Origin of the sequence: Streptomyces sp. NPDC049954 (genome assembly GCF_040656295.1) — a bacterium.
Taxonomy (GTDB): domain Bacteria; phylum Actinomycetota; class Actinomycetes; order Streptomycetales; family Streptomycetaceae; genus Streptomyces.
Map to the genome: position 1 here is coordinate 298849 of NZ_JBFALS010000002.1, position 22241 is coordinate 321089.

At 71.7% G+C, this 22241-nt stretch carries 24 protein-coding genes, 1 pseudogene and 1 CRISPR repeat array; of the genes and pseudogenes, 13 read left to right on the forward strand and 12 right to left on the reverse strand.

The window, feature by feature from the left end; all coding sequences use genetic code 11:
• Positions 1-78 precede the first annotated feature (78 nt).
• Together AB0J21_RS04840 and AB0J21_RS04845 are read right to left on the reverse strand one after the other, a co-directional pair.
• Positions 79-672: a Uma2 family endonuclease gene (locus AB0J21_RS04840; RefSeq protein ID WP_363144372.1), complete on the reverse strand. Its 594-nt coding sequence runs from the start codon at positions 670-672 to the stop codon at positions 79-81.
• Between the two features lie 85 nt (positions 673-757).
• Entirely contained in the window at positions 758-1276 is a 519-nt protein-coding gene (locus AB0J21_RS04845; protein ID WP_363144373.1) for a MarR family winged helix-turn-helix transcriptional regulator, read from the reverse strand.
• Between the two features lie 23 nt (positions 1277-1299).
• Here AB0J21_RS04845 and AB0J21_RS04850 point away from each other — a divergent pair, with 23 nt between their 5' ends.
• Positions 1300-1875, forward strand: a complete 576-nt coding sequence (locus tag AB0J21_RS04850; RefSeq protein WP_363144374.1) for a carboxymuconolactone decarboxylase family protein — start codon at positions 1300-1302, stop codon at positions 1873-1875.
• A 243-nt stretch (positions 1876-2118) separates the two neighbouring features.
• On the forward strand, positions 2119-2592 hold the full coding sequence (locus AB0J21_RS04855; RefSeq protein WP_363144697.1) for a DinB family protein: 474 nt from the start codon (positions 2119-2121) through the stop codon (positions 2590-2592).
• A gap of 13 nt (positions 2593-2605) precedes the next feature.
• Here the strand turns inward: AB0J21_RS04855 and AB0J21_RS04860 are convergent, their stop codons facing one another.
• From AB0J21_RS04860 to AB0J21_RS04875, 4 genes are all read right to left on the reverse strand, one after another.
• On the reverse strand, positions 2606-3328 hold the full coding sequence (locus AB0J21_RS04860; RefSeq protein ID WP_363144375.1) for a hypothetical protein: 723 nt from the start codon (positions 3326-3328) through the stop codon (positions 2606-2608).
• A gap of 122 nt (positions 3329-3450) precedes the next feature.
• Positions 3451-4032, reverse strand: a complete 582-nt coding sequence (locus tag AB0J21_RS04865; protein WP_363144377.1) for a GNAT family N-acetyltransferase — start codon at positions 4030-4032, stop codon at positions 3451-3453.
• Positions 4033-4170: 138 nt separating this feature from the next.
• Positions 4171-5382 (reverse strand): NAD(P)/FAD-dependent oxidoreductase, encoded by a 1212-nt coding sequence (locus AB0J21_RS04870; RefSeq protein ID WP_363144378.1) that lies wholly within the window; start codon positions 5380-5382, stop codon positions 4171-4173.
• 18 nt (positions 5383-5400) lie between these two features.
• On the reverse strand, positions 5401-6156 hold the full coding sequence (locus AB0J21_RS04875) for a TetR/AcrR family transcriptional regulator (protein WP_363144379.1): 756 nt from the start codon (positions 6154-6156) through the stop codon (positions 5401-5403).
• Between the two features lie 206 nt (positions 6157-6362).
• On the opposite strand from AB0J21_RS04875, the gene AB0J21_RS04880 reads away from it, so the two are divergent.
• A complete protein-coding gene (locus AB0J21_RS04880) occupies positions 6363-7946 on the forward strand; it encodes an MFS transporter (RefSeq protein ID WP_363144380.1) in 1584 nt (527 codons plus the stop codon).
• Between the two features lie 81 nt (positions 7947-8027).
• Here the strand turns inward: AB0J21_RS04880 and AB0J21_RS04885 are convergent, their stop codons facing one another.
• The 4 genes from AB0J21_RS04885 to AB0J21_RS04900 all read right to left on the reverse strand — a co-directional run bounded on the left by AB0J21_RS04885 (position 8028) and on the right by AB0J21_RS04900 (position 11540).
• Positions 8028-8699 carry a hypothetical protein gene (locus tag AB0J21_RS04885; RefSeq protein WP_363144381.1) on the reverse strand — a complete coding sequence of 224 codons (672 nt, stop codon included), beginning with the start codon at positions 8697-8699 and terminating at the stop codon, positions 8028-8030.
• 203 nt (positions 8700-8902) lie between these two features.
• Entirely contained in the window at positions 8903-9811 is a 909-nt protein-coding gene (locus AB0J21_RS04890; RefSeq protein ID WP_363144382.1) for a hypothetical protein, read from the reverse strand.
• Between the two features lie 75 nt (positions 9812-9886).
• A complete protein-coding gene (locus AB0J21_RS04895) occupies positions 9887-11215 on the reverse strand; it encodes an enoyl-CoA hydratase/isomerase family protein (RefSeq protein ID WP_363144383.1) in 1329 nt (442 codons plus the stop codon).
• 1 nt (position 11216) lies between these two features.
• The gene (locus tag AB0J21_RS04900; protein ID WP_363144384.1) at positions 11217-11540 is read right to left on the reverse strand and encodes a hypothetical protein; all 324 of its coding nucleotides are present in this window, start codon (positions 11538-11540) and stop codon (positions 11217-11219) included.
• Between the two features lie 1033 nt (positions 11541-12573).
• On the opposite strand from AB0J21_RS04900, the gene AB0J21_RS04905 reads away from it, so the two are divergent.
• From AB0J21_RS04905 to AB0J21_RS04940, 8 genes and pseudogenes are all read left to right on the forward strand, one after another.
• A complete protein-coding gene (locus AB0J21_RS04905; RefSeq protein WP_363144385.1) occupies positions 12574-13515 on the forward strand; it encodes a hypothetical protein in 942 nt (313 codons plus the stop codon).
• Positions 13512-14639 carry a serine hydrolase domain-containing protein gene (locus tag AB0J21_RS04910; protein WP_363144386.1) on the forward strand — a complete coding sequence of 376 codons (1128 nt, stop codon included), beginning with the start codon at positions 13512-13514 and terminating at the stop codon, positions 14637-14639. Before AB0J21_RS04905 ends, AB0J21_RS04910 begins: the two co-directional genes overlap by 4 nt.
• On the forward strand, positions 14636-15028 hold the full coding sequence (locus AB0J21_RS04915) for an AraC family transcriptional regulator (protein ID WP_363144387.1): 393 nt from the start codon (positions 14636-14638) through the stop codon (positions 15026-15028). The genes AB0J21_RS04910 and AB0J21_RS04915 overlap by 4 nt, the downstream gene beginning before the upstream one ends.
• Positions 15029-15142: 114 nt before the next feature.
• Positions 15143-15556, forward strand: coding sequence for a VOC family protein (locus AB0J21_RS04920; protein ID WP_363144388.1), 414 nt, complete (start codon positions 15143-15145; stop codon positions 15554-15556).
• 299 nt (positions 15557-15855) lie between these two features.
• Positions 15856-16227 (forward strand): nuclear transport factor 2 family protein, encoded by a 372-nt coding sequence (locus tag AB0J21_RS04925; RefSeq protein WP_363144389.1) that lies wholly within the window; start codon positions 15856-15858, stop codon positions 16225-16227.
• Positions 16228-16608: 381 nt separating this feature from the next.
• Positions 16609-16896 carry a DUF1905 domain-containing protein gene (locus AB0J21_RS04930; protein WP_363144390.1) on the forward strand — a complete coding sequence of 96 codons (288 nt, stop codon included), beginning with the start codon at positions 16609-16611 and terminating at the stop codon, positions 16894-16896.
• A gap of 148 nt (positions 16897-17044) precedes the next feature.
• Complete coding sequence (locus tag AB0J21_RS04935; protein WP_363144391.1) at positions 17045-17983, forward strand: aldo/keto reductase; 939 nt, start codon at positions 17045-17047, stop codon at positions 17981-17983.
• A 30-nt stretch (positions 17984-18013) separates the two neighbouring features.
• Positions 18014-18355 (forward strand): annotated as a pseudogene (locus AB0J21_RS04940) (MerR family transcriptional regulator); the annotation flags it as partial.
• A gap of 308 nt (positions 18356-18663) precedes the next feature.
• Positions 18664-19610: direct repeats of the CRISPR family, unit length 29 nt; unit sequence GGGACCATCCCCGCGTGCGCGGGGACCAC.
• Positions 19611-19771: 161 nt separating this feature from the next.
• Here the strand turns inward: AB0J21_RS04940 and AB0J21_RS04945 are convergent.
• Both AB0J21_RS04945 and AB0J21_RS04950 read right to left on the reverse strand, forming a co-directional pair.
• Positions 19772-19969, reverse strand: a complete 198-nt coding sequence (locus tag AB0J21_RS04945) for a DUF397 domain-containing protein (protein ID WP_363144392.1) — start codon at positions 19967-19969, stop codon at positions 19772-19774.
• Positions 19966-20790: a helix-turn-helix transcriptional regulator gene (locus AB0J21_RS04950; protein ID WP_363144393.1), complete on the reverse strand. Its 825-nt coding sequence runs from the start codon at positions 20788-20790 to the stop codon at positions 19966-19968. Before AB0J21_RS04950 ends, AB0J21_RS04945 begins: the two co-directional genes overlap by 4 nt.
• 83 nt (positions 20791-20873) lie before the next feature.
• Here AB0J21_RS04950 and AB0J21_RS04955 point away from each other — a divergent pair, with 83 nt between their 5' ends.
• Positions 20874-21317 carry a hypothetical protein gene (locus AB0J21_RS04955; RefSeq protein WP_363144394.1) on the forward strand — a complete coding sequence of 148 codons (444 nt, stop codon included), beginning with the start codon at positions 20874-20876 and terminating at the stop codon, positions 21315-21317.
• A 56-nt stretch (positions 21318-21373) separates the two neighbouring features.
• Entirely contained in the window at positions 21374-22222 is an 849-nt protein-coding gene (locus AB0J21_RS04960; protein WP_363144395.1) for an alpha/beta hydrolase, read from the forward strand.
• The last annotated feature ends 19 nt before the right edge of the window (positions 22223-22241 follow it).

Genomic DNA, 22241 nt, shown 5'->3' on the forward strand with positions numbered 1-22241 from the left:
ACTCCTTGGAGTGCGCTCCAGGCAAGTGGGCGCGGGGAATCGGCGGTTGCGGGGAGGAGGGGAAGCGGGGGTGGTGGGTCAGTCGACGGGGAACGCGCCGGTGTCGATCGTCAGGCCCAGGGGGGTGCTGCCGAGGTCGACTCCGAGCCCGAAGGCGAGGCTCGTCTCCGCCGCGTAGACGCCGCCCTTCGGCTCACTGAACACGTGGCACCTGCGCTGGTACGGGTCGGCGATGAGGAGCACCGGCACTTCGGCCCAGGCGTAGGCGGTCTTCTTCTGTCCGTAGTCGTTGGCCGCGGTGCCCCGGGAGATGACCTCCGCGACGAACTCGACGTCCTGGTAACGCCAGCCGGCGTCGGAGCGCACCGCGCCCTCCCGGATTTTCGCGACGTCCGGGGCGAACCCGTTGAGGTGGCCGGGAAAGTCGATCCGCACGTCGGAGAGCACGATCGCGTCCATCCCGAAGGCGTCCTCCAGGGCGCGCACGATGCGCCGGATGATCTGCCAGTGGACGTCACGCTGCGGTGACATGTGGATGACCCCTTCGACGATCTCCGTCTTGTAACCCTCAGGGGTGGGCATCCGCTCCAGCAGCTCGAACATCGTGTCCAGGTCCAGGTCCGGCCCACTGCTGTCTGCCATGGCGATCCTGTCGGTGTCTACGACGGTCATCGTTGGCGCTCCTCCCCGGCCGGTGCATCTTCATGCGCGGCCGCGCGGTCCAACGATACGCACGCGCCCTGGTCACGTCCGCTTCTCAGGCCCCGCCGAGCCAGCCGCTCGCGTCGAGGCGCAGGGTGTGCGGCGAGACGACCTCGCGCAGGGCGGACTCCATCGCGGAGACGCGGTCCTCGCCGAGGGCGGCGGCCCAGGCGGCGCGCAGACGGTCGAAGCCGGCGGCCGAGCGGGCCAGCGCGTCCCACCCGCGCGGGGTGAGCCGGACGAGCTTGCGGCGCGCGTCGCCCGGGTCGGCGGCGCGTTCCGCGTACCCCAGGGCCTCCAGCGCGGCGACGGTCTTCCCGGCCGCCTGCTTGCTGACGCCGAGCCGCCGCCCGATCTCCACGGCCGTCGCCCCTTCCGCGCCGATCGCCTGCATCGCGAAGCCGTGCGCGGGCCGCACGTCGGGGTGGCCCTCGCGGGCGAGGTCCTCGTGCAGGGCGTCGACCAGGGTGCGGAAACCGGCGAGGAGCAGCAGGGGGAGCTCGTAGCCGGGGGGAGTGGGGGGAGCGCCCTTGCCTTCATCGACAACCTGGTTTACCTTTTTCTCGTCAACCATGTTGTCTATTTTAGGGGGCGGGCATGTTTCCCGTGCACACCATCGAGTCGGCGCCCGAGGAGTCCCGTGCCGCGATGCGGCGGACGGCCGGTCCGCAGGGCCGGGTGATGCCGGCGGTGGGGCGGCTCGCGTCCTCGCCGGAACTGCTCAACGGGTTCCTGGCGTTGAGCGCGGCCTTCGAGGGCGCGACGCTCGACGCGCCGGCCCGCGAGGTCGTCGTCCTGACCGTCGCCGTACGCAACGGCTGCGAGACCTGCGTCCGGATGCACACCGCCCGCCTGCGCGGGCTGGACGTGGCACCGGAGGTGGTCGCGGCGCTGCTGGAACAGCGCCTACTGCCCGACGAACGGCTCAACTCCGTATGGGAGTTCACCCTGCACGTACTGGAGACGGCGGGCGGGGTGAGGCGGGAGGCCATGGACGCGTTCCTGCGCCACGGCCACACCGAGCGCAACGCCCTGGAGGTCGTCATGGGCATCGGCACGTACACGCTGTCGACCTTCGCCAACCGCATGACGGAGGGGGCGGGCCTCGACGCGCAGACCCGGCCGCCGGCTCCGGTACGGGAAGGGGCCCGCGACCTGGAGCACCACAGTTGAGGCGAAGGCGCGTGGACGGGAGGGGGCGGGCGTTAGCGTGCCGACATGACGTCCTCCACGCCTGACCCGTCCTCCACGCCTGACCCGGCGGCCACGCCCGGCGCGTCTTCCACGCCCGGCGCGTCTTCCACGCCCGGCGCGTCCTCCACGCCCGGTGCGTCCTCCACGCCTGGCGCGGGAGCCCCGGTCGCGTCCTCGGCCGCCGCCGAGCCGCCGCAGTCGCTCGAAGACCCCGCCGAACTCCTGCCGGCCTATCTCGACTACTACCGTTCGACGGTCCTCGGGAAGCTCGACGGGCTGTCCGAGGCGGAGCTGCGCGGCAGCCGGCTGCCCTCCGGGTGGACGCCGCTGGAACTGCTCAAGCACCTCGCCCACGTCGAACGCCGCTGGCTGCGCTGGGGTTTCCTGGCGGAGCCGATGGACGAGCGCACGGCCTGGGGTGACGACGCCCCGGAGACGGGCCGCTGGCAGGTGCCGGCCGAGGAGAGCGTGGCCGACGTGCGCGAGCTGTTCGCCGAGGAGAGCGCCCGGTCCCGGGAGATCGTCGCGGCGGCCTCCTCCCTCCAGCAGCGCGCCCGTACCGGTGGACGCTTCCAGCCGCCCGCGACGCCGCCCACGCTGAGCTGGATCCTCTTCCACGTACTCCAGGAGTACGCCCGGCACGCCGGACACCTGGACATCGTGCGGGAGTTGACGGACGGCGCGACGGGGGAGTGAGAGGGCGGCGCCCTCAGCGCGTGAGCGGCCGCACGTACTGCTGTCCGTCCTCGTCGCGGACCGTCCAGCCGTGCTCGCGCAACGCCTTCTCCAGCGCGGCGACTTCGCGTACCGCCTTGCGTTCGAGGGCGGTACGGCGCGCGTCGAGCATCGTGCCGGCCTCGGGTGGGAGGCCGGGGGTGCGTCCGTGGCTCCAGTGCCGGTACTCGGCGGCGTACGGGTCGGCGTCCCGCCACGGATAGCCGTACCGCCGGGCGGACTTGGCGAGCCGGTCGGCGGTCGCGGTGCGCGGTGGCGGGAGCGGGCCGTGGAGCACCGGGAAGCTGTCGGGGCCGAGGACGACGAGACGGCTCCCGTCCAGGAACACGGCGGACACGTCCGCGCGCGCCACGTCGCCGTCCCGCGTACCGCCCTCCAGGCGGAGCCCTTCCGCGTCGATACTCACCCGCAGTACTTGTCCTTCGAGTGCGGACAGTCCGAGGACGAGACCGACAGCGGCGCCCACGAGGACGGCGAGGGCCACTTCCCACCACGCGTCGATCCCGCCGAGGAAGCGGAACACGATACGGAAGGGCAGGGCGGGAAGGCCGGACAGCCACCGGCCGAGCGGCGGCAGCGCCCAGCCGGCGAGTGCCGCGCCGAGCAGCGGCGCCCCGGCGACCGCGCAGGGCAGCAGCCAACGAGCGGGGCCGACGACCGTGCCGGGGCCGCGCGGGGCGGGGGAGGAAAGGTCCATGAGGAGAGCGTTCCGGGAACGCCCGGCCGGGACCATCGGGGGAAAGTCGCGGTCCCGGCGACTTTGGTAGCGCCTCCCGTTCGAGGCCGAGGCCAGGGGCCTCAGCGGGCGGAGCCGCCGGTCTACGGACGCGGAGACGGGACGGCCGCGCCGACCCGGTAGGCGACGCTCGCGCGCAACGGGCCCTCGGGGACCGTCGGGTCGTCGAAGTCCTCGGCCGGGTCGTGCCGCATGCCGAGCCGTTCCATCACGGCGCGCGAGCGCAGGTTCCCGGCGGCGCACAGGGCGAGGATCTCGGGCAGCCCCAACTCCTCGAAGCCGAAGGCGAGTACGGCACGGGCCGCCTCGGTGGCGTAACCGTGTCCCCAGGCGCTCCTGGCGAGCCGCCACCCCGCCTCGACCCCGTCGAAGGGCACGTCCTCGTCGACCGGGTCGAGGCCCGCGAAGCCGATGAACTCCCCGGTCGCCCGCACCTCCACGGCCCACCAGCCCCACCCGCGTTCGAGCAGTTGACGCTGGAACTCGGCCGCACTCGCCTCGCTCCGCGCCCGGTCCAGGACCTCGGGGAAGTACGCGCGGACCTCGGGGTCGGCGTTGAGCGCGGCCCACGGGGCCAGGTCGCCCGCCCGCCAGCCGCGCAGGAGAAGGCGTTCGGTGCGCAGTTCGCGCGGGGTGCCGGGGTCGAGTGGGGTGTCGGTGTCCATGGGGGGACAGTAGGCGGGCGGGGGACCGGGAACATACGGGTTTTCCCGCCCCCGCGCGGGTTTTCCCGCCCCGCGCGGGCCGCCGCCGGCCTGTCGCGCACCGCGCCCCCGTGCCCCGTTCCCCGTCCGCCCGGTGCCTCAGCCCTCGTGGCCCGCGAACATCTCCACCAGGGCGCGGGGGGCGTCCGGGGCCAGGCACAGGTCGAGGCCGACGGCGGACTCGGCGGCCGAGGTCTCGGAGCGCGGGAACAGGTCCTTCTCGTAGGCGGCGAGCGCGGCCTCGGGGTCGCCCGGGTGGGCGGCGAGCGCGCGGCCGAGTGCGGCGCCGTCGAGCATCGCGAGGTTCGCGCCCTCCCCGGCGAACGGCGACATGACGTGGGCGGCGTCGCCGAGCAGCGTCACACCGGGGACCCGGTCCCAGCGGTGGCCCACCGGCAGGGCTTGGATGGGGCGGGGCACGAGCGGGCCGTCGGCGTCCGCGACCAGCGCGCGCAGGCCCGGCGCCCAGCCCTCGTAGAACTCCAGGACCGCCGCCGTCGACGCCTCCTTGTCGGCGAAGTCGACCAGGCCGCTCCAGCCCTCGGGGACCCGGAGCGCGGCGTACACGTGCACACTGCCGTCGGGCTCGCCGTGGCCGAGGAAGCCCCGGCTGTCACCGAGCGCGAAGAACATGCCCTTGCCGACGAGAGCGGTGCTCTCGGGGTGCCGGGTGTCGGCGTCGAGCAGGTCGAGTTCCACCATGGTCACCCCCGTGTACGCGGGCACGGCGTCCGAGACCAGCGGCCGCACCCGCGACCAGGTGCCGTCCGCGCCGACGAGGACGTCGGCGGTGCAGGAACGGCCGTCCGCGAAGGTCACCTCGTGCCGCCCGTCCGGCAGGGTGCGGGCCGCGACGGCCTTGGCGCCCCAGCGGACGGTGCCCTCGGGCAGCGAGCCGAGCAGCAGGTCCCGCAGGTGACCGCGGTCGACCTCGGGCCGGCCGCCCTCCGAGTCGTCCGCGTGCCGCAGGACGCCGTCCCGGTCCAGGACGCGCTGGGCCTCCCCGCCCTGATGGACCAGGTTCAGGAAGGGCTCGTGCAGTTCCGCCGCGTGCAGCGCCACCTGCCCCGAGTCCTCGTGGATGTCGAGCATGCCGCCCTGCGTACGGGCCGAGGCGGACGCCTCCAGGTCGTAGACGGCCGCCTCGACGCCGTTGACGTGCAGGACCCGTGCCAGCGTGAGCCCGCCGAGCCCCGCGCCGACGACGGCGATCGGGTGGTGAGGGACCTGTCCCTGTGCGCTGCCGCTCGTGGCGTCATTGCCCGGGGTGTGCTCACCCGGGGCGTTCTGGCTCGTGGCGCTGTCTTCCATGGTGCTGACGCTCCTTGCTCAGTGGTCCCGGGGGCCGGTGCCGGGTCCGGGTGCCCGGATCGGGCTCTCGGGTGTCGGGGTGTGCAGAATGCCGTTGATCAGGGTCCGGAAATTCCAGGTCAGACGCTCGTGCGGCGCGCCGGAGTGCAGCGTGGAGCCGAGCGCGTGGACGTGCGGATGCGTCGCGGCGGGCGCCTCCCGCACCGCTCGGGTCATCGCGTTCCAGTCGTCGTGGGCGTCGATGTCCTGGTCGCGGGCGGACTGCTCGGCGGCGACGGCGGTGGCCTGCTGGAGCAGTACGTCCACGCCCCAGGCGGCCTGCGCGGGCGGCACCCCGCCCTCGTCCAGCAGAGCCAGGAGCTGTTCCAGCAGCGCCAGCGAGTGCGGGCCGCTCGGCCGGCTCACCAGCGCGAACCCGGCCAGGCTCGGATGCGCGAAGAGCAGGGTGGTGTACGAACCGAGGAGCCCGATCAGCCGCTCGTCCCACGGGCCGTCCCCGGCGGGCGGTTCCAGCTCGCCGAGCAACTCGTCAAGGATCGCGCTGTGCAGCTCGGCCGTGTTGCTCACATAGACGTAGAGCGAGGCCGGACCCGTGTCCAGCTCCTTCGCGAGCCGGCGCATCGTGACCTTGCGCAGACCCTCCTCCCGCATGATCCGCATCGCGGCTCCAACGATTCCCGCCCTGGTCAGAGCCGGTTTGGCGGGGCGCTCGCGGCGGCTGCGCGGGGTGGGGGTGCCGGTGTCGGCGCCGGTGGTCGCTCGTCCTTCGTCCATGCCCTCACCGTAACGAACGGGTTCGCGACGAACTTGTTCGCGACGAACATGTTCGCGACGAACATGTTCGTTACGTTGGTGGCGTCCGGCCCGACGAGGCCGGCGCGGCACCGGGCCCGGCGCGGATCGGCGAACGGCACGGAACCGGCCGTGATCCGCGCAGGCGGCCCGGCGGTGCCGGAGAACCCCGAAAGGAGCTGGTCCCGATGGATTCGGAGACTTCGAACAACCCGCTGGCGTCCCCGACGCCCAACCCGACGTCCAGTCCGGCGTCCAGCCTGACGGCCAACCCGTCTGCGACGCGGGAGCCGTCCGCCCCTCCCGAGGAGTCCGCGTCGTCGTCGCTGTCGTCGCCGCCCTCGCCCCGGACCGCGTCCGACGACGCCCCCCGAGGCGGGACCGGTCCCGTCACGAAGACGATGCTGTGGCTGATCCTCGGCCTGGTCCTCGTGGCCGACGCCCTGGACATGATCGACTCGACGGTCACCAACATCGCCGCGCCCACCATCGAACGGGACCTCGGCGGCGGCGAACCCCTCATCAAGTGGCTGGGCTCCGCCTACGCCCTGTCGATGGGCGTGCTGCTGGTACTCGGCGGCCGGCTCGGCGACAAGTTCGGGCAGCGGCGCCTGTTCCTGATCGGCATGACGGGGTTCACGCTGGCCTCGGCGGTGTGCGGACTGTCACCCGATCCCGCGCTGATGATCGTCGCGCGGGCGGTCCAGGGCGCCTTCGGCGCGCTGCTCATCCCGCAGGGCATGGCGATCATGACGAGGACCTTCCCGCGCGACATGATGCGCAAGGCCTTCGGCCTGTTCGGCCCGCTGCTGGGCCTCGCCTCGGTGGGCGGCCCGATCCTCGCCGGTTTCGTGATCGACGCCGACTTCGCGGGGCTGTCCTGGCGGCCCGTCTTCCTCATCAACATCCTGCTCGGCACCGTAGGCGTGGCTCTCGCGGCGAAGCTGCTGCCGCGTATGGCGGCCGACCGCTCCCTCACGGTGGACGGTGCGGGCGCCTCCTGCCTCGCCGTCACGATGTTCGGGCTGCTGTTCGGCCTGATCGAGGGATCGAGCGGCGGCTGGGGCGTCCTGCCGGTCGTGAGCCTCGCGGTCGGGGCGGGTGCCTTCGCCCTGTTCGCCCGGCGTCAGCGCACGGCGGCCGAACCGCTCGTCAAGCCGTCCCTGCTGAGGAACCGGGGCTTCACCTCGGGCCTGATCGTCGGACTGCTGTTCTTCGCGGTCACCAGCGGACTCGTCTACGTCATGTCCCTGTTCATGCAGCAGGCCCTCGGCGCGAGCCCCGGCGCGACGTCCCTGGGCCTGCTCCCGCTGACCATCGGCATCATCCTGGCCGCGATCGCGGGCATGGCGCTCACGAAGCGGCTGGGCCGGACCCTCGTCCTGCTCGGCATGGTGTGCACGATCGCGGGCGCCGCCTGGCTGCTGGCCCTGGTCCTCGCGTACGGCACCGACGTGTCCCTGTGGACGCTGTCCCCCGCCGTCCTGCTCACCGGCCTGGGCATGGGCGCCTGCTTCGGCACGATCTTCGACCTCGCCCTCGGCGACATCGACCCCGGGGAGGCGGGCAGCGCGAGCGGTTCCCTGAGCGCGATCCAGCAGCTCGCGAACGGCCTCGGCTCGGCGATCGTCACGACCGTCTACTTCCACTCGGGAGCCCCGGCGCACGCGATGACGGTCAGCCTGATCACCGTCCTCGCCATCACCGTGGCCTGCCTCCCGGCCCTGCGCCTCCTGCCGCGCAGGGCGCCGGAGGAACAGCACCACGGGTGACGGGGGCGGGGCGCGGCTCGTGGACGGCGGGGGGCTGGGAATGATCGGGGCGTGTGACTCGACGCCGCCCCGGCCCCCGGGTCAGGCGTCCTGATCGTCGAAGGACACGGTGTCCAGGACGGTGGCCAGGACCTCGCACCACTCGGCCCAGTGGTCCAGAGAGGCGGTGTCCAGGGTGAAGACAGCGGTGAACGGGCCGTTCGGAAAAGGCACATGGGCCTGTATCTGCCCGGTCGGCAGCTCCCCGGGCGCTCCGTCGGCGGTGACCTCGGGGGTCAGCCGGTACGTCGTGAGGGTGATCCGGGCGACAGCGGGACCGCACGGCAGGTCCAGCCAGCGCACGTCGTTGAGCGGATCGGCCCCCAGCACGGCACGCAGCCCCTGGGCGACGGTGTCGACGTCCCCGGCCGCCTGCCCGGTAGGGGCGACAGCCACCGACAGCGCACACTGCGCGACCCCGTCACCGGGCCGCCCGCGCCCCTCCTCGTCCAGGGGCCCGGTCGCGAACAGCCCCACAGCCGCGTACGAGACCCCGCCGGCCCCCATCATCTCGGCGAGCGAGGCGTAGTAGGCGGCGGCCGGCTCCCACACCCGCGCATCCCCCTCGGCATACAACTCCCGCACGAACGCCCGGGCCCGCACCTCCCGCTCCTCCTCGGTGTCCCCGAGCGGCAGGGCCAGAATCCCTTCGGGAACCTGAAAGGCGAAGGGCGGCGGCGCGGGGAGGGGAGGGGCGGGGGTGGTGATGGCCATGGGATGGGTCCTGATCGTGTCAGAGGTCCGGAGAGCGGAGGTCGCTCTACTCGACGGGGGCTGTCGGGATTCACGGTGTATTGCTGCGGAGCAAGATTTCTCCGGCTGAGAAGGGTGATGGACGCTTACTGCGCCCGCGTGTTTGCGTCTCCGGACGGGGACGACGGTGGTCGGCGGATCCGCGAGCCTTCGGGCTGCCAGGCTCACAGGTCCCCCGGGTGGTAGTCCTGCGGGCTGACTACGGTGCCGTCGTGGGCGAGGCACACACTGCGAGTACGCAAGCCCCAGGTAGCAGTGAGGCCGTCTTTGACGGGGAACACCGCGAGGAAGTGGCCGCAAGGTCTCCGGGCAACGAACAGGGACTCGTGTGGGCCCTGTCGGTTCGCCTCCGCCTGGCCTTCAAGGGTGGTAAGCACGCCAGGAGGCAACTGGTCCAGCTCGATCAACTCGTAGGGGTAGCTGAGAAACCGCACTGTGTGAGCCCGGGGGGTCGCCCGAAGACGGCACCACGACCCGTCGGTGAAGACGATCCGGAAGTCTCGCAGATGCCGGTAGTCCGGCAACTCCACCCGTTGGACCAGGTCGCGAGCGACCTCCCAGAGAACGTGATCCTCGATCTGCCGGGCGGCCTTCCCGCTGTACGGGGTACCAAGGAAGAGTAGACGGCGATCGGTGACTGCCAGGTGAGTGCGGTATCGCTCATGGTCGACGCGATCCGAGTCAAGCTGCCAGGGCAAGGTGCGCGCCACCGCACCTGGTGCTGCCCAGAGCACAGGAAAGTCGTTGATCTCATTTTCGGGGTCGTCGGAGGTGCGGGACGCGCCGCTCTCGACCGACAGGAGACTTTCGGTGTTCAGGGACAGTGCGCCCAGGATCAGGGCACCCGCCACAGCGAGGAACCCTTTACCCGTATTGCGGGCCTGTGCGGAGTTCTCGCTGTGGGCGGTGTACACCGGACCTTCTGGCCAGTCAGTCAACTCGCCTGTGATATCGCGGCGTTCGGAGTCCCGAAACCAGCGCATTCCATGCACCGTTGTATCCGCACCGGCGGCAAAGCGAACGTAGGCACGGGTGAGGAGTGTTTCGCCCGGCTCTGGCTCCCAGATCTTCATGGCCCTTATTCCTCACGCTTTCTCGCCCGCCATAAACTCACCGCGCCCGGACAGTTGCTTCGACCGGGACCGATGTCACCTACCGGGGCCGTCCTCTTCCGCCGATTCTTCCGAGCTGAGTGCTTCCCACATGTGGCGGGGATAGCTGAGCAGCTTTGGAGCAATCTTCACCGCTCCGTCCACCAGCATGGCTTGGTCGCTGAAGGGATCGAGTGCCCCGATGCGCGACGCGACCCCGTGAGGGTTCACCTTCGGTGCTATCAGCCGCATCCCCTTGGTGCCCATCAACTGACCCCCGTGATAGCCCGCGTTCGCCACGCCACCCATGCGCGACAGAAGGCCGCTGCCGGCGTGCTCCACCGAGTACAAATTCGCCTTCCCGTAGACGACTACTTTTCCGGAGAGTAGCCGCAATCCCCCAGTGCTCTCAGCGGCTTGCAAGCCTTTGGAGAAGAGCTTGCGAGCCTCGGCCGGATCGCGCACGACGAAATTCTTACCCAGTTTGGAGGCCGTGGAGAGGGCTTTTGCCTCGTCTGCCATCTTGATCCCCTTCCCGATCCCCCCGAACCCGGGAACCAGGCCGACTGCGTCGAAGCCGATCGACACCCAGCTCACGTCCGCACCGTGCGCCTTCGCGAGACTGTGGGCCGCGAGGGCCAATCCGCTGGCGATGAGCGCGGCGGTGCCGAAAATCGCTGCGAGAGGCGGAAACGGCAGGGACATGATGGCGAGGAGGCCGAGCATCCCGGTGAGGTCGCTCAGCAGGTCCCCGATCTGTTTGACCAACTCGGCGTGGTCCTCGATCCACTGCCCGGTCGCGTCCCACGCCTCGGCGACGCCCTTCGCGAGCTTGTGCCAGAAGCCCGGCTCGTTCGGTGCGAGGTCGCCGGCCTTGTCGAGTTCCTTGCCCGCGGCGGCCGCCGCCCGCTCGTAGCGGTCCTGGAGGTCGTCCACCTTCTGGGTGACCTCGTCCACGGCCCCGGACGCCTTGGCGAGTGCCTTGCCGTTCTTGGTCTCGTCGTCGCCCTTGTCCGGGTCCTCGGCCTGCTGTTGCGCCTTCTCCCTGGCGGCCAGTTTCTCTCCGGCGGTGCGCTCCAGGCGGTCCGCCTCGTCCTGGAACTCCGCCAGCTGGTTCGCCCACCGGTGCAGGGCCCGGGACGCCTTGGCGAAGGAGTCGTGGCTCTTGCGGACCAGCGGGGTCACGTCGTGGCCGATGTACTGGACGAAGGCCAGCGCGGTCTGGCCCTTCCAGGCACCGCACTCGATCCGCCCCAGCTCCTGGAGGGAGGTGCCGAGTTCGGAGGCGAGACCGCCCAGCTTCTTCGCCAGTTCACGGGTGTCGTCGGGGTCCCCGGGTGTCGGGTCCCAGCCGATGTGGGGGAAGGCCGGCCGCTTCGCCGTCACCTCAGTGGCCCTTGCCGGAGCCGGACTTACCGCCCTTGTGGGTCGACTTCAGGGAGGCCGCGAGGTCCTGGTCGAGTTTGCTGAACTCCTGGCCGATCTTGTCGATCATCTTGACGGCGCCGTGCGTGTGCTTGCCGAGCTGCTTGACGCCGTAACCCCACTCGTCGGAGAACTCGTGCACCTCTTCGACGAGTTTGTTCGCGCCGACCGCTGAGGCGTCCGTGTTCTTCAGCGTCCGCCGCACCCGGTCCATACGGTCGCTGATCGTGGAGAAGGTGTCCTTCAGATCCTCGAACACCGTGTCTTCGAGTCGTAGATCGCTCATCGCGCGTGCCTCGTCCCGTCCCGTTCGTGCGAGCGGCCCCCACGGCCCCGGCTGGGAAACCGGTACGGGGACAGGCCACCCGAGCCCTCAGCGTTCTCGCGCAGCAGCCTATCGGGAGGTGCGTGGGGAGGGCATTGATGTGATGAAACAGCGGAAGGGGTTCGTGGCGACCGGCGGGCCGGCGCCCAGAACGCTCATCGGGCTATGAGGGTGCAGACACGGCTGCCTGTACTTCCGTCTGCCTGTGCTGGCGTCCCTCTGAGAGCGCCGTCCCACGTCGAGAGCAGTGCTCTGAAGAGGGGCGGTGCTCGCCGGAGAGAGCGGTGCTCTCCAGGGCGGTGCTCGCGAGGGAGAGCGGTGCTCTCTATTCGGAGCGGTGCTTCGTGCGTCTCGGCCTCGGCCCGACGCCGCCGAACCGGCTTTCTTTTGCGCCCTTTCGGATGAAATGTGACGCTGTTCTCACCGAGCAGCAGGAACCGGGGGTATCGGGAGGGAGCTGGGCTCATGGACAAGGACGGGGACCGCGCGTCAAAGCTCATCCGCAATTCCCGCGCCACCCGCGCCACTGGCACTACCCGCACCAGCGAGATCACGGGCACCACCAGCACCACAGGGAACATCAGCACCACCAGCACCACCAGCACCACCAGCACCACGGAAACCATCAGTACCGCGGAGACTCCCCGCACCACTGGCGCTTCCCGCCCCACCTCCAGAACCCGGGCCTCGGTGGCCAGCCGCGCCGCGAGGACCGCGCGCGCTCTCGCCCCGTGCCCGCCGTCCCCGCCGTCCCGGGCCCTCGCCCCGTACGGGCCGGTACGACGTCCGCCGCTCATCAGCCGGCTGGCCGCCTTCCGGGCAGCCACCCAGCCGCCCGCGCCTGCTCCGCCGCCCGCACCCGCGCCGCCCGAATCCGCCCGCCCCTCCGTAGCCGCCCCGCCGCCCGCCCTCCGGACCGCCGCGCCGCAGCCCTGCCCCGCTCCCGCACCGGACACCAGGTAAGGGCGGCCGGGCCGTGGTGGAGGAGCAGGTGGTGGAGGAGCAGCATATGGAGATGCGGCAGGAAGCAGAACGGGTGGCCGCGCGGGACGAGGCCGGGGCCTCACCCTCCCTGAGCGCGGTGCTCTCCGTCGCGAGCCGGGAGATCGCCCGCGCGCTGGCCGGTGGAGAAAGCCGCCGCCCCCTCGCCGACACGGGAAGCGCCGGCACTGGCGAAGCCGCCGCCGACACGGGAAGCGCCGGTACGTGCGAAGGCGCCGCCGACACGGGAAGCGCCGGTACGTGCGAAGGCGCCGCCGACACGGGAAGCGCCGGTACGTGCGAAGGCGCCGCCGACACCGGCTCTTTCGCGTTGTGCCGGGTGTTGCGCCCGGATGATCCCACCGCGCTCGTCGCCGTGCGGGTGCTCGGGGCCGACGCGCTCGCGCCGTACCGTCTGGCGGGCCATGTGCCGGTGCCGGAGGACTCGTTGCTGGTGGGCCGGGTTCTGGACGCGTTTCCGTCCGAGCCGGGGTGCTCGGAGGTTTCGCGGTGGCGGCACCACGGGCTCGTCGAGGCGGCGCGCGTGGTTCTTCCGACCGGGGGCGGGGCGGAGGCGTCGGACGTCCGGGTGTGCCGGACCGCCGACATCGCGGTGCCGGATGCCGGGTGGGTGCGTGAGGCGGCGCCCGACCGGTTGCCCCGTCTGGTGGCGCAGCTCGCCGCTCTCGCCGTACCGGATGCGCGGGAGACGCCCCTCGGTGCCGAACTCGACGCGCGGGCCCTGGACTTGTCCTACGCCTTCGCGGATGCCGTGCGGCGCGGGGACTGGCGGGAGGCGGCGGGGGTCGGGCGGTGGCTCGCGCTGCTGCCGGGTGCGCCGTCGGGTCTGCCGCTGGGTGAGGGACTGGACGGTGTCCGTCGCGGGGCCGGGGGCGACCCGTGGGTGCTGCTCCAGGTCGCGGCCGCCCACCTGCTGCCGGGCGTGCGGACGTGAAGCGGCCGGACGCGACGTACCCCACGGAGGGCGACGGACCGGCGGACACGGCGATCCGGGAACGGCTGCGGGTGGCGCTGGAGTGGGTGGACGCGCCCGACGTGGTGTTCGCCGTGAGCCGCGCGGGCCGCCGTACGGTCGTCACGGGCGGCACCGGTCCGGCCCCCGACCCGCCCCGGCCGGGCCTGCGTTACGAGGTGGGGTCGTTGTCCGCGTCGTACACGGTGCTGCTGTTCACCGCGCTCGCCCGGGAGGGAGCCGTCCGGCTGGACGACCCGCTGATCGCGCGGCTCCCGCCTCTGCGGCTGCGGTTCCCGGCGGCGGCCCGGCGGATCACCCTGCGCCACCTGGCGACGCACACCTCCGGGCTGCCGCGCCTCCCGGCCGGGTTGTCGACGGGCGTCGTCGTGCGCCCGTACGCGAGCGGCTACGACCGGTACGACACGGCGCGGCTGCTCGACGCGTTCGCGCGGACCCGGCCCCGGCACCGTCCGGGCGCGCACTGGGCTCGTTCCGGTTTCGGGGTCGCGCTTCTCGCGGCGGCCCTGGAGGAGGCGGCGGGTGAGCGCTTCCCGACGCTCCTCGCCCGGCACGTCCTGGGGCCGCTCGGGCTGACGTCGACCAGTACGGCCGCCGGGCCGCGCGGCGCCGTCGCCGTCGGGCACCGCAGGGACGGGGTGACTCCCGTACGTCCGGTGCGCATGGGTGCGTTCGCCCCGGCAGCGGGTGTCCGCGCCACGCCGGACGACCTGTTGACCTGCCTGGAGGCGCAACTCGCGCCGGAGCGTAGGCCTTTGCGTGGCGCCCTGCTCGACGCGCAGGCGCCGCAACTGACCCGGGGGCCGTCCGCGCTCCGCGAGACCCACACGCTGGCGGGCTGGCTCCAACAGTCGCTCGACGGCGGCCCCTTGCTCTGCTCCGGCGGCTCGTCGCCGGGACAGCAGGCTTTCCTGGGCTTCCACCGCGCCTCCGGGACGGCGCTCGTCGCGCTCTCGACTCGGCGCGGCCGGACCAGCGGGCTGACGGCGACGGCGTACGGGCTGCTCGTCGAACTCGGCGAAGGAGGGCTGCCGCGATCCGCACCCCCTCCGGGCGACGGGGGCCATGGTGGAATGGCGCCGTGAGCCGTGCCGCCGAGGAGACCAACCGCCGTATGCTGCGCGCCCGGGACGCCATGGACCGGGCGTACGCGCAGCCGCTCGACGTGCCTTCGCTGGCCGCGATCGCCCACGTGTCACCGGCGCACTTCGGCCGCACCTTCCGGGCCACTTTCGGTGAGACGCCCCACCGCTACCTGCAACGACGCCGCGTCGAACGGTCCATGTACCTGCTGCGGGAGAGCGGGCGCAGTGTGACGGACATCTGCTTCGAGGTGGGGTTCGGCAGTGTCGGCACGTTCAGCCGTACGTTCCGGGAGATCGTGGGCCGCTCGCCGAGGGAGTACCGCAAGGAGGCGGCGCCGCGGCCCGCCCCCACGTGTTTCACGATGGCGTGGACCCGTCCGAGCGGGTGAGGTGCCGGGCGCGACGAGTTGCCTCGTCGCCCATCCGGGGCCGCCGGAGACCGCCTGAGCGAACGCAGCGGTTTTGGATAAGTTTTCCGGCCGTGCGCTCAGTAGCGTCAGGGCATGTTCTTCAACGCGATCACGCACTCGCAGATGTTCGTCCTCGACCAGGACGAGGCGCTCGACTTCTACGTCGGCAAGCTGGGCCTGGAGGTGGTCGAGGACATCGACTTCGGCCCCATGCGCTGGCTGACGGTCGCCGTCCCCGGCCACCCGGAGCGGCAGGTCCTGCTGGAGAAGCCGGGCGGACCCGGCATGTCGGAGGAGACGGCGCGGCAGGTACGGGAGTTGGTGACGAAGGGGGCGATGGGCGGCTGGTTCATCCTCACCACGGACGACTGCCGCAAGACGTACGAGACGCTGCGGGAGAAGGGCGTCGAGTTCATCGAGGAGCCCACGGAACGTCCGTACGGCATCGACTGCGGCCTGCGTGACCCGTTCGGCAACCGGCTGCGGTTCACGCAGTTGAAGGGGTGAGTGACGGTAAGGGCGGCGCGGCGGCCGGTCCCGTACTCGGTCGCGTCCCGCGCACCGTCGCCTGGCCTTCGGGACCACCTGTCCCTCCCGGACGTCCCACCCCGCCCCGGGCGCGCACTGGATCCGTGGGGTGCGGGCCCACACCGGTTCGCATTACCTCGCGCGTAATCGCGCCGCTGGGGCCGGTACGGGACGGTGAAGGGGTCGAGAGGCCGGGGCGGTCCTCGTACCGGACGGGTGCCGCCCCTGTCCGCGCCGGCCGGGCGCGGGGGCCCGCAGCAGTGAGGGAGAGGACCAGCATGAGCCGCCACGAGGACGCCGTACGACGGTATTTCGCCGCCTGGAACGCCACGGGCGACGCGGGGGAGCTGGAGAAGGCGGTGGGGGAGGCGTTCGCCGAGGACGCCACGTACACCGATCCGCTGGGGGTGGCTTCGGGCCGGGAGCAGATCGTCGCGGCGATCCGCGGGGCACACGCGCAGTTCCCCGGCTTCACGTTCCGCCCGACCGGAACGCCGGACGCCCATCACGACGTGGTGCGGTTCACGTGGGACCTCGTGTCCTCGGGGGACGGCTCCGCGCCGGTCGCCGGTTTCGACGTCGTCACCCTCGCCGAGGACGGCCGTGTCCGTACGGTGACGGGCTTCCTGGACCGCGTACCGGGCGCGTGACCGCACGGCTTCCCGGCCTCGCGCGGGGGTGGGGATCCCCGCGCGGGGCCTCGGCGGGCGGCTCGTCCTCGACGGCCGGCCGGAGACCGAGGTGGACGGACGTGCCGGTGTCGGTGCGGGCGGGACAGCTGTTCTGATGTCGGCGGGAGCCGCGCACACGGTCCGTCCCGGGAGCGGCGGCACGCCGGTGATCGTCGAAGGACCGGAGGGGCGAGTGGTGGTGGCGCGGAGAGGCACCTCCCGGGCACCTCTCAGGCGTCTCTCAGGCACCCCGCGTGGCACCGAAGGGGTGCCCCAACTGGCCTCCCGTATAGGGTGACCGGCGTCCGAGACGCTCCGTGAACGGGGTGACGGGATGCGGGACTCAAGGGGGACGACGGGATGCAACTGGCCTTCACCAGCCGTGTGATCGAGTGGCGGGGCCCCTCACCGTTCTACTTCGCACCCCTACCCGAGGAACAGGCCGCCGACATCGGCGAGGTGGCCGCGACGGCCACCTACGGGTGGGGCGTGATCCCCGTCGAGGCGCGCGTCGGCGCGACCGTCTTCACCACCTCGCTCTTCCCGAAGGACGGCGGCTACCTGTTGCCCCTCAAGGCGGCGGTACGCAAACGGGTGGGCCTCTCGGTGGGCGACGAGGTGACGGTGGAGGTCTCGGTCCGCCTTTGAGACCTCGGGCCTCAGGCCCCCGCCCTACGGTCCTCGTCCGGCCGTCCCCGCCCTGCGGTCCTCGCCTGCGGTCCTCGCCTCCGTGCTTCTCCGCGTCGCGTCCCTCGCTCTTGACCTGGAGCGCGCTACAGGTTCGAGGATGAACGACATGAACAACACCGAACCCCAAATCGTCCTGGGCACCATGGACTTCGGGGCCCGCGTCGAGCCCGACCGGGCCTTCGCGATCCTGGACTCCTTCGTCGCCGGCGGCGGTGTCTGGCTCGACACCGCGAACTGCTACTCCTTCTGGAGCGACCCCAGCGGCGTCGGGGGCGCCAGCGAGCGCGTCCTCGGCTCCTGGCTCAGGGCCCGCCCGGGGGTGCGCGACACGGTACGGATCGCGACGAAGGTCCGGCAGAACCCGCTCGTCGCGCACTCCTGGCCGGAGAGCGCCGAAGGGCTGTCCGCCCGCGCCGTCCAGTCCGGTGTGGAGGAGAGCCTGGAGCGGCTCGGGGTCGACCACGTCGACCTCCTCTGGGCCCACGCCGAGGACCGCGCCGTCCCGCTGGAGGAGACGGTCGGCGCGTTCGGCGAACTGGTCGCGAAGGGAACGGCCCTGCGGGTCGGGGCCGCCAACCACCCCGCCTGGCGCGTCGAACGGGCCCGGTCGCTCGCCCGGGAGCAGGGAGTCGAGCCGTGGACGGCCGTGCAGTTGCGGCACTCGCTCGTCCAGCAGCGTCCCCTCACCCCTGTCGCGGAGGGCGGTCACCGCATGCTCACCGCCGAGGACCTGGACCTCGCGCGCGCGGAGGGGCTCGCGGTGTGGTCGTACAGCTCGCTGCTGTGGGGTTCCTACGTACGCCCGGACAAGCCACTTCCGCAGTCCTATGATCACCCCGGAACCACCCGTGTGCTCACGGTCCTGGACGAGGTCGCCGCTGAACTGTCGGCCACGAGGAACGAGGTCGTCCTCGCCTGGCTGATGCGGCAGGGCATCGATCCCATCGTCGGGGCGAGCCGCGTCGAGCAGATCGAGCAGGCACTCGCCGCGCGCCGTGTGCGGCTCAGCGACGAGCACGTGGCGCGCTTCGCCGAAGCCAGGTAGCGCGGGCGCAGTCACCTAAGGAGCCCCTCCGTGATCACTCTTCCCCCGTCGGCGGCCGCCGACCGTACCGGCGTCTCCATCGAGACGTTGCGCTACTACGAGCGGGAGGGGCTCATCGGCCCGATCGGCCGCACCCCGGGCGGGCGCAGGCAGTACACCGAGGACGACGTCTTCTGGATCGGCCTGGTCACCTGCTTCCGCGACGCGGGCCTCGGCATCGCGGACCTGCGCGGCTTCGTCGCCATCCTGCGCGCACAACGACCCGCGCAGGACCGGGTCGTCTTCCTCCGCGAGCACCGGGTTGCTCTGGAGCAGCGGGTGACGGCACTGCACCGGGCCATGGCTGTTCTGGACGACAAGATCGCGTACTACGGGGGCGGGGCGGCGGCGGACCAGGCCGCGAAGGACCAGGGCCAGGGCCGGAGTTCGGCACCGGGGGCCGTTGTGAGGTGACAGTGGCCGGGGGAGGGTGGTCGCGCGGCCGGGGCCTCGCCGTTTCCGGGGGTACGGGGGTACGGGGGTACGGGCGGGGACTGGGCGGCGCTGGTGGACGGGCGATCAGGGGCACTCCTGCGGGGCCTTTCCGCTGCGCATAACCGGCACCCTGTCTTCGGTCATCCCGTCGCGTACCGGGATCATGACCGGGTCCACCCAGCTTGGGGCGTCACGAGAACAGAGCTGGGGGCCGTCCCGCGTTCGCGGGGACCACAAGGCGATGATGTCGCGGATTGCGACGCTCTCCCAGGGACCATCCCCGCGTGCGCGGGGACCACAAGGTTCTGCAAGTCCTTTGGTCGTCCATGCTGGGACCATCCCCGCGTGCGCGGGGACCACCGGCTGCCACTGCGCCCCTCCCTGGATGCGCAGGGACCATCCCCGCGTGCGCGGGGACCACGCACCGCACTCTGGGCAGACAGGACGACGGGCGGGACCATCCCCGCGTGCGCGGGGACCACCACTGCCAGTACTGGGTGTCGTCCGCGTTGTTGGGACCATCCCCGCGTGCGCGGGGACCACCGCCACAGGCGCCAGGCGGCCAGGCGGCCCATGGGACCATCCCCGCGTGCGCGGGGACCACACAAGGGCAAGCCGCGCGCAGATCGGGACGACGGGACCATCCCCGCGTGCGCGGGGACCACCGGCGAGACACCCGTCCGCCGGGCCCTTCGGCGGGACCATCCCCGCGTGCGCGGGGACCACCCTGCTGATCCTCCGCGTCTGAGTCGGATGGTGGGACCATCCCCGCGTGCGCGGGGACCACCGTACCGCTGCCGCCGGGCCTCGGCGGTCTCGGGGACCATCCCCGCGTGCGCGGGGACCACCGTGCGCCTGTGGTGCCCAGCGGCTCGGCCACGGGACCATCCCCGCGTGCGCGGGGACCACTGCTCCCGCAGCCCTTCGGGCACAGCTTCGGGGGGACCATCCCCGCGTGCGCGGGGACCACCTGCCGGGGTGGAGGATGCCGACGGTCGGCTGGGGACCATCCCCGCGTGCGCGGGGACCACTACATCGACGAGGACGGCGGTGTCCACAGCGCGGGACCATCCCCGCGTGCGCGGGGACCACTACATCGACGAGGACGGCGGTGTCCACAGCGCGGGACCATCCCCGCGTGCGCGGGGACCACCCTTGCTGACCTGCGGCTTTATCCGGCGTGAGGGGTGGTTTTAGCAACTTCGCGAGAATCCGCCATAGCGGTATTTAGTGGACATATCCGGCCATGTGTCCCGTCATGGCGAAGCCGTTTCGCTTTCTGGGCTCTGGCTGTTCCTGTTTCCGGCTTGCGTCTCAATGAGTGGGCCTTCCGGCAGTGAGGTACCCCAGAAGTCCAGCCCAGGCGCCGTTGTCGAAGCTCAGGGGCGGGCGGTTCGTGTTCTTTGAGTCGCGGACCCTGACGACGCGCGCTTCGGTGGATACCTCGACGCAGTCACCGCCCTGTGAGCCGCAGTAACTGGAGGCGCGCCAAATAGGGTTGGCCACAGTCATAGGTTGCTTGCCACCTCGTGGATCAGATCGGCAGAAGCCTTCGTGCTGAGCGCTTGCGTGCGCATCGTGCCATAGCGGACGTGCAGCATGGACAGGTCGGCCGCGTCCGTGATCATGCGTCCGCCGCCCTGCCATTCCACGTAGGCGACCTGTGTGTGATCGGCTGTGTCCAGCAGGACCATTGACCCGTCGAGTCCTGCGTGCTCCTCGACTTCGGTCGGCATGACCTGGATGTCCACGTGCCGGAGGCGGCCGACGTCGAGGACGTTCAGGAGCGTTTCCTTGAGTGCGGCGTTTCCGCCGAGCGGGCGGCGCAGGATCTGCTCTTCGATGATGAAGCTCATGACGCAGACCGGTTTGCGTTCGAAGAGCTTGGCTCGGTCGAGTCGGTAGGCCAGGCGCTCCTCGATCAGTTCCTCGTCCTCTGCCGGGCGATGGGCGTTGAAGATCGCGTGAGCGTAGGACTTGGTCTGGAGCAGGCCCGGGATCGCCTGCACCTGGTACGAGTTGAGGACGGTGGCTCTGCCCTCCTCGGACCGGTAGTCCTCGAACCAGTACGGGTCCGGGCCGCCCTTGAGCTTGGCGGCCGCTACGAGAAGTGCGCCGTCCGCGCCCAGGGTTTCGTCGGCCAGGGGGACGAATCTGCCCTTCGGTGGTCGTTCACCACGTTCCACCATGGCCACTTGCGATTTCGAGTACCCGAGCGTTTTCCCGAGCGAATCGAGCGATTGCCGCGCCCGCTCCCGGTAGAAGCGGAGTAGCGCTCCGAACATCTCGGCGTTGCCGTCCGGCCTTCGCCTGCGGCGTTCACCACCGTGCACAGGACCTCCTGAAGGTGCACAGCCCCACACCCGTCGCGTGTAGGGCTGGTCACAGTATGTGAGCGCCCCCCACCCTCATGCTCATGGAACGGAAAACTTCACCCACATCACGTCGTCGGCCCGCCACCGTCCCCGTCCACGACTGGATTCCCGCCCACGGGCACGCTCTGCGGCATGTCGGGGTGCACTTCGATGCCGTGCGGATCGCCGGGTTTCTCGGGGAGCAGGTCGCTTACGAGATCATGCAGTTCACGAACTTCGAGGCCGGGCCCGTCGTGCGGGAGTTGAGCGGGGGGCGGGCGATGTACTTCCTGCTCGCGCCCGGGACCGCCGGTGATCGGCGCTGGCCCGCCGGGGCGCGGGTGCTGCACAAGGGGGACGGCCGGCTCGCCTATGTCGGGGTGCCCGCGCTCGAAGGGCTCACCTGGCCGCTCGACTGGCGGTCCCGGCCGACCCGTGAATACTCCTTCGTGGACGCCGATTTGCTGCACGAGATGGTGGGCGTCGCCCTGACCGTCGTGCCCTGACGGGGGCGGCGGAAAATCGGGGGTGAATCTTCGGCCCGTCACGTTATGTTGCCGTCATGGACGTCAACGCCGCCTCTCCCGCCACCGGACAGCTCAAAGTCCCTGGGGCCACCCTGCATTACGAAGTACGCGGGAGCGGGCCTCTGTTGCTGCTGTTGCCCGGCGGGGGCGGTGACGCCGGGGTGTACGACTCCTTCGGGGCGCTGTTCGCCGACGCGTTCACCGTCGTGGCCTTCGACCCGCGCGGGTACAGCCGCAGCACGCTCGACGGGCCCCGCCAGACGCTGCGCGTCGACACCCAGGCCGATGACGCGCTCGCCGTCATCAGGCAGGTCGGGCGGGAGCGTGGCGGCGCCGCCGACGGGCCCGCCTACGTGCTCGGCGGGAGTTCCGGCGCGGTCGTCGGGCTCGATCTGCTCGCCCGGTATCCGCAGCACGTCGCGCGGCTCCTCGCCCACGAACCCCCGGTGTTCCAGGTGCTGCCCGGCGCCGCCGAACACCGGGCGTTCGTGGACGACGTGTACGCCACCTACCGGCGGGAGGGGCCCGGCCCGGCGGGCGCGCAGTTCGGGGCCGGGGTCGGGTCCACCGGGGAGGACCAGCACTGGGAGCCCGCCCCCGAACTCGCCGCGCGCCTCATGGGGAACTTCCCGGACTTCCTGGAGTACGAGCTGCGCGACGTCACCTCCTACCTCCCGGACGTCGAGGCGCTGCGCCCTGCCGCCCGGGCCGGTCAGCTCGTCCTCGCCGCCGGGACCACCTCGCGCGGGGCGCTGTCCCACCAGCCCGCCGTCCTGCTCGCCGAGGAACTCGGTCTGGAACTCGCGCTGTTCCCCGGTGGACACGGTGGCTGGCTCGCCGCCGAGGAGGAATCGCAGGCGCTGGCCCGGCAGTTGTTCGCCTGAACCGGTTCGCCTGACCCGG

What these genes read in the sequence shown, in the direction of transcription:
- AB0J21_RS04885 (WP_363144381.1), bottom strand. Translation starts at nt 8,699, where the DNA reads ATGGCCATCACCACCCCCGCCCCTCCCCTCCCCGCGCCGCCGCCCTTC.
- AB0J21_RS04925 (WP_363144389.1), top strand. Translation starts at nt 15,856, where the DNA reads ATGAGCCGCCACGAGGACGCCGTACGACGGTATTTCGCCGCCTGGAAC.
- AB0J21_RS04890 (WP_363144382.1), bottom strand. Translation starts at nt 9,811, where the DNA reads ATGAAGATCTGGGAGCCAGAGCCGGGCGAAACACTCCTCACCCGTGCC.
- AB0J21_RS04850 (WP_363144374.1), top strand. Translation starts at nt 1,300, where the DNA reads ATGTTTCCCGTGCACACCATCGAGTCGGCGCCCGAGGAGTCCCGTGCC.
- AB0J21_RS04860 (WP_363144375.1), bottom strand. Translation starts at nt 3,328, where the DNA reads ATGGACCTTTCCTCCCCCGCCCCGCGCGGCCCCGGCACGGTCGTCGGC.
- AB0J21_RS04870 (WP_363144378.1), bottom strand. Translation starts at nt 5,382, where the DNA reads ATGGAAGACAGCGCCACGAGCCAGAACGCCCCGGGTGAGCACACCCCG.
- AB0J21_RS04845 (WP_363144373.1), bottom strand. Translation starts at nt 1,276, where the DNA reads ATGGTTGACGAGAAAAAGGTAAACCAGGTTGTCGATGAAGGCAAGGGC.
- AB0J21_RS04840 (WP_363144372.1), bottom strand. Translation starts at nt 672, where the DNA reads ATGACCGTCGTAGACACCGACAGGATCGCCATGGCAGACAGCAGTGGG.
- AB0J21_RS04900 (WP_363144384.1), bottom strand. Translation starts at nt 11,540, where the DNA reads ATGAGCGATCTACGACTCGAAGACACGGTGTTCGAGGATCTGAAGGAC.
- AB0J21_RS04935 (WP_363144391.1), top strand. Translation starts at nt 17,045, where the DNA reads ATGAACAACACCGAACCCCAAATCGTCCTGGGCACCATGGACTTCGGG.
- AB0J21_RS04945 (WP_363144392.1), bottom strand. Translation starts at nt 19,969, where the DNA reads ATGACTGTGGCCAACCCTATTTGGCGCGCCTCCAGTTACTGCGGCTCA.
- AB0J21_RS04930 (WP_363144390.1), top strand. Translation starts at nt 16,609, where the DNA reads ATGCAACTGGCCTTCACCAGCCGTGTGATCGAGTGGCGGGGCCCCTCA.
- AB0J21_RS04920 (WP_363144388.1), top strand. Translation starts at nt 15,143, where the DNA reads ATGTTCTTCAACGCGATCACGCACTCGCAGATGTTCGTCCTCGACCAG.
- AB0J21_RS04875 (WP_363144379.1), bottom strand. Translation starts at nt 6,156, where the DNA reads ATGGACGAAGGACGAGCGACCACCGGCGCCGACACCGGCACCCCCACC.
- AB0J21_RS04865 (WP_363144377.1), bottom strand. Translation starts at nt 4,032, where the DNA reads ATGGACACCGACACCCCACTCGACCCCGGCACCCCGCGCGAACTGCGC.
- AB0J21_RS04880 (WP_363144380.1), top strand. Translation starts at nt 6,363, where the DNA reads ATGGATTCGGAGACTTCGAACAACCCGCTGGCGTCCCCGACGCCCAAC.
- AB0J21_RS04955 (WP_363144394.1), top strand. Translation starts at nt 20,874, where the DNA reads ATGGAACGGAAAACTTCACCCACATCACGTCGTCGGCCCGCCACCGTC.
- AB0J21_RS04960 (WP_363144395.1), top strand. Translation starts at nt 21,374, where the DNA reads ATGGACGTCAACGCCGCCTCTCCCGCCACCGGACAGCTCAAAGTCCCT.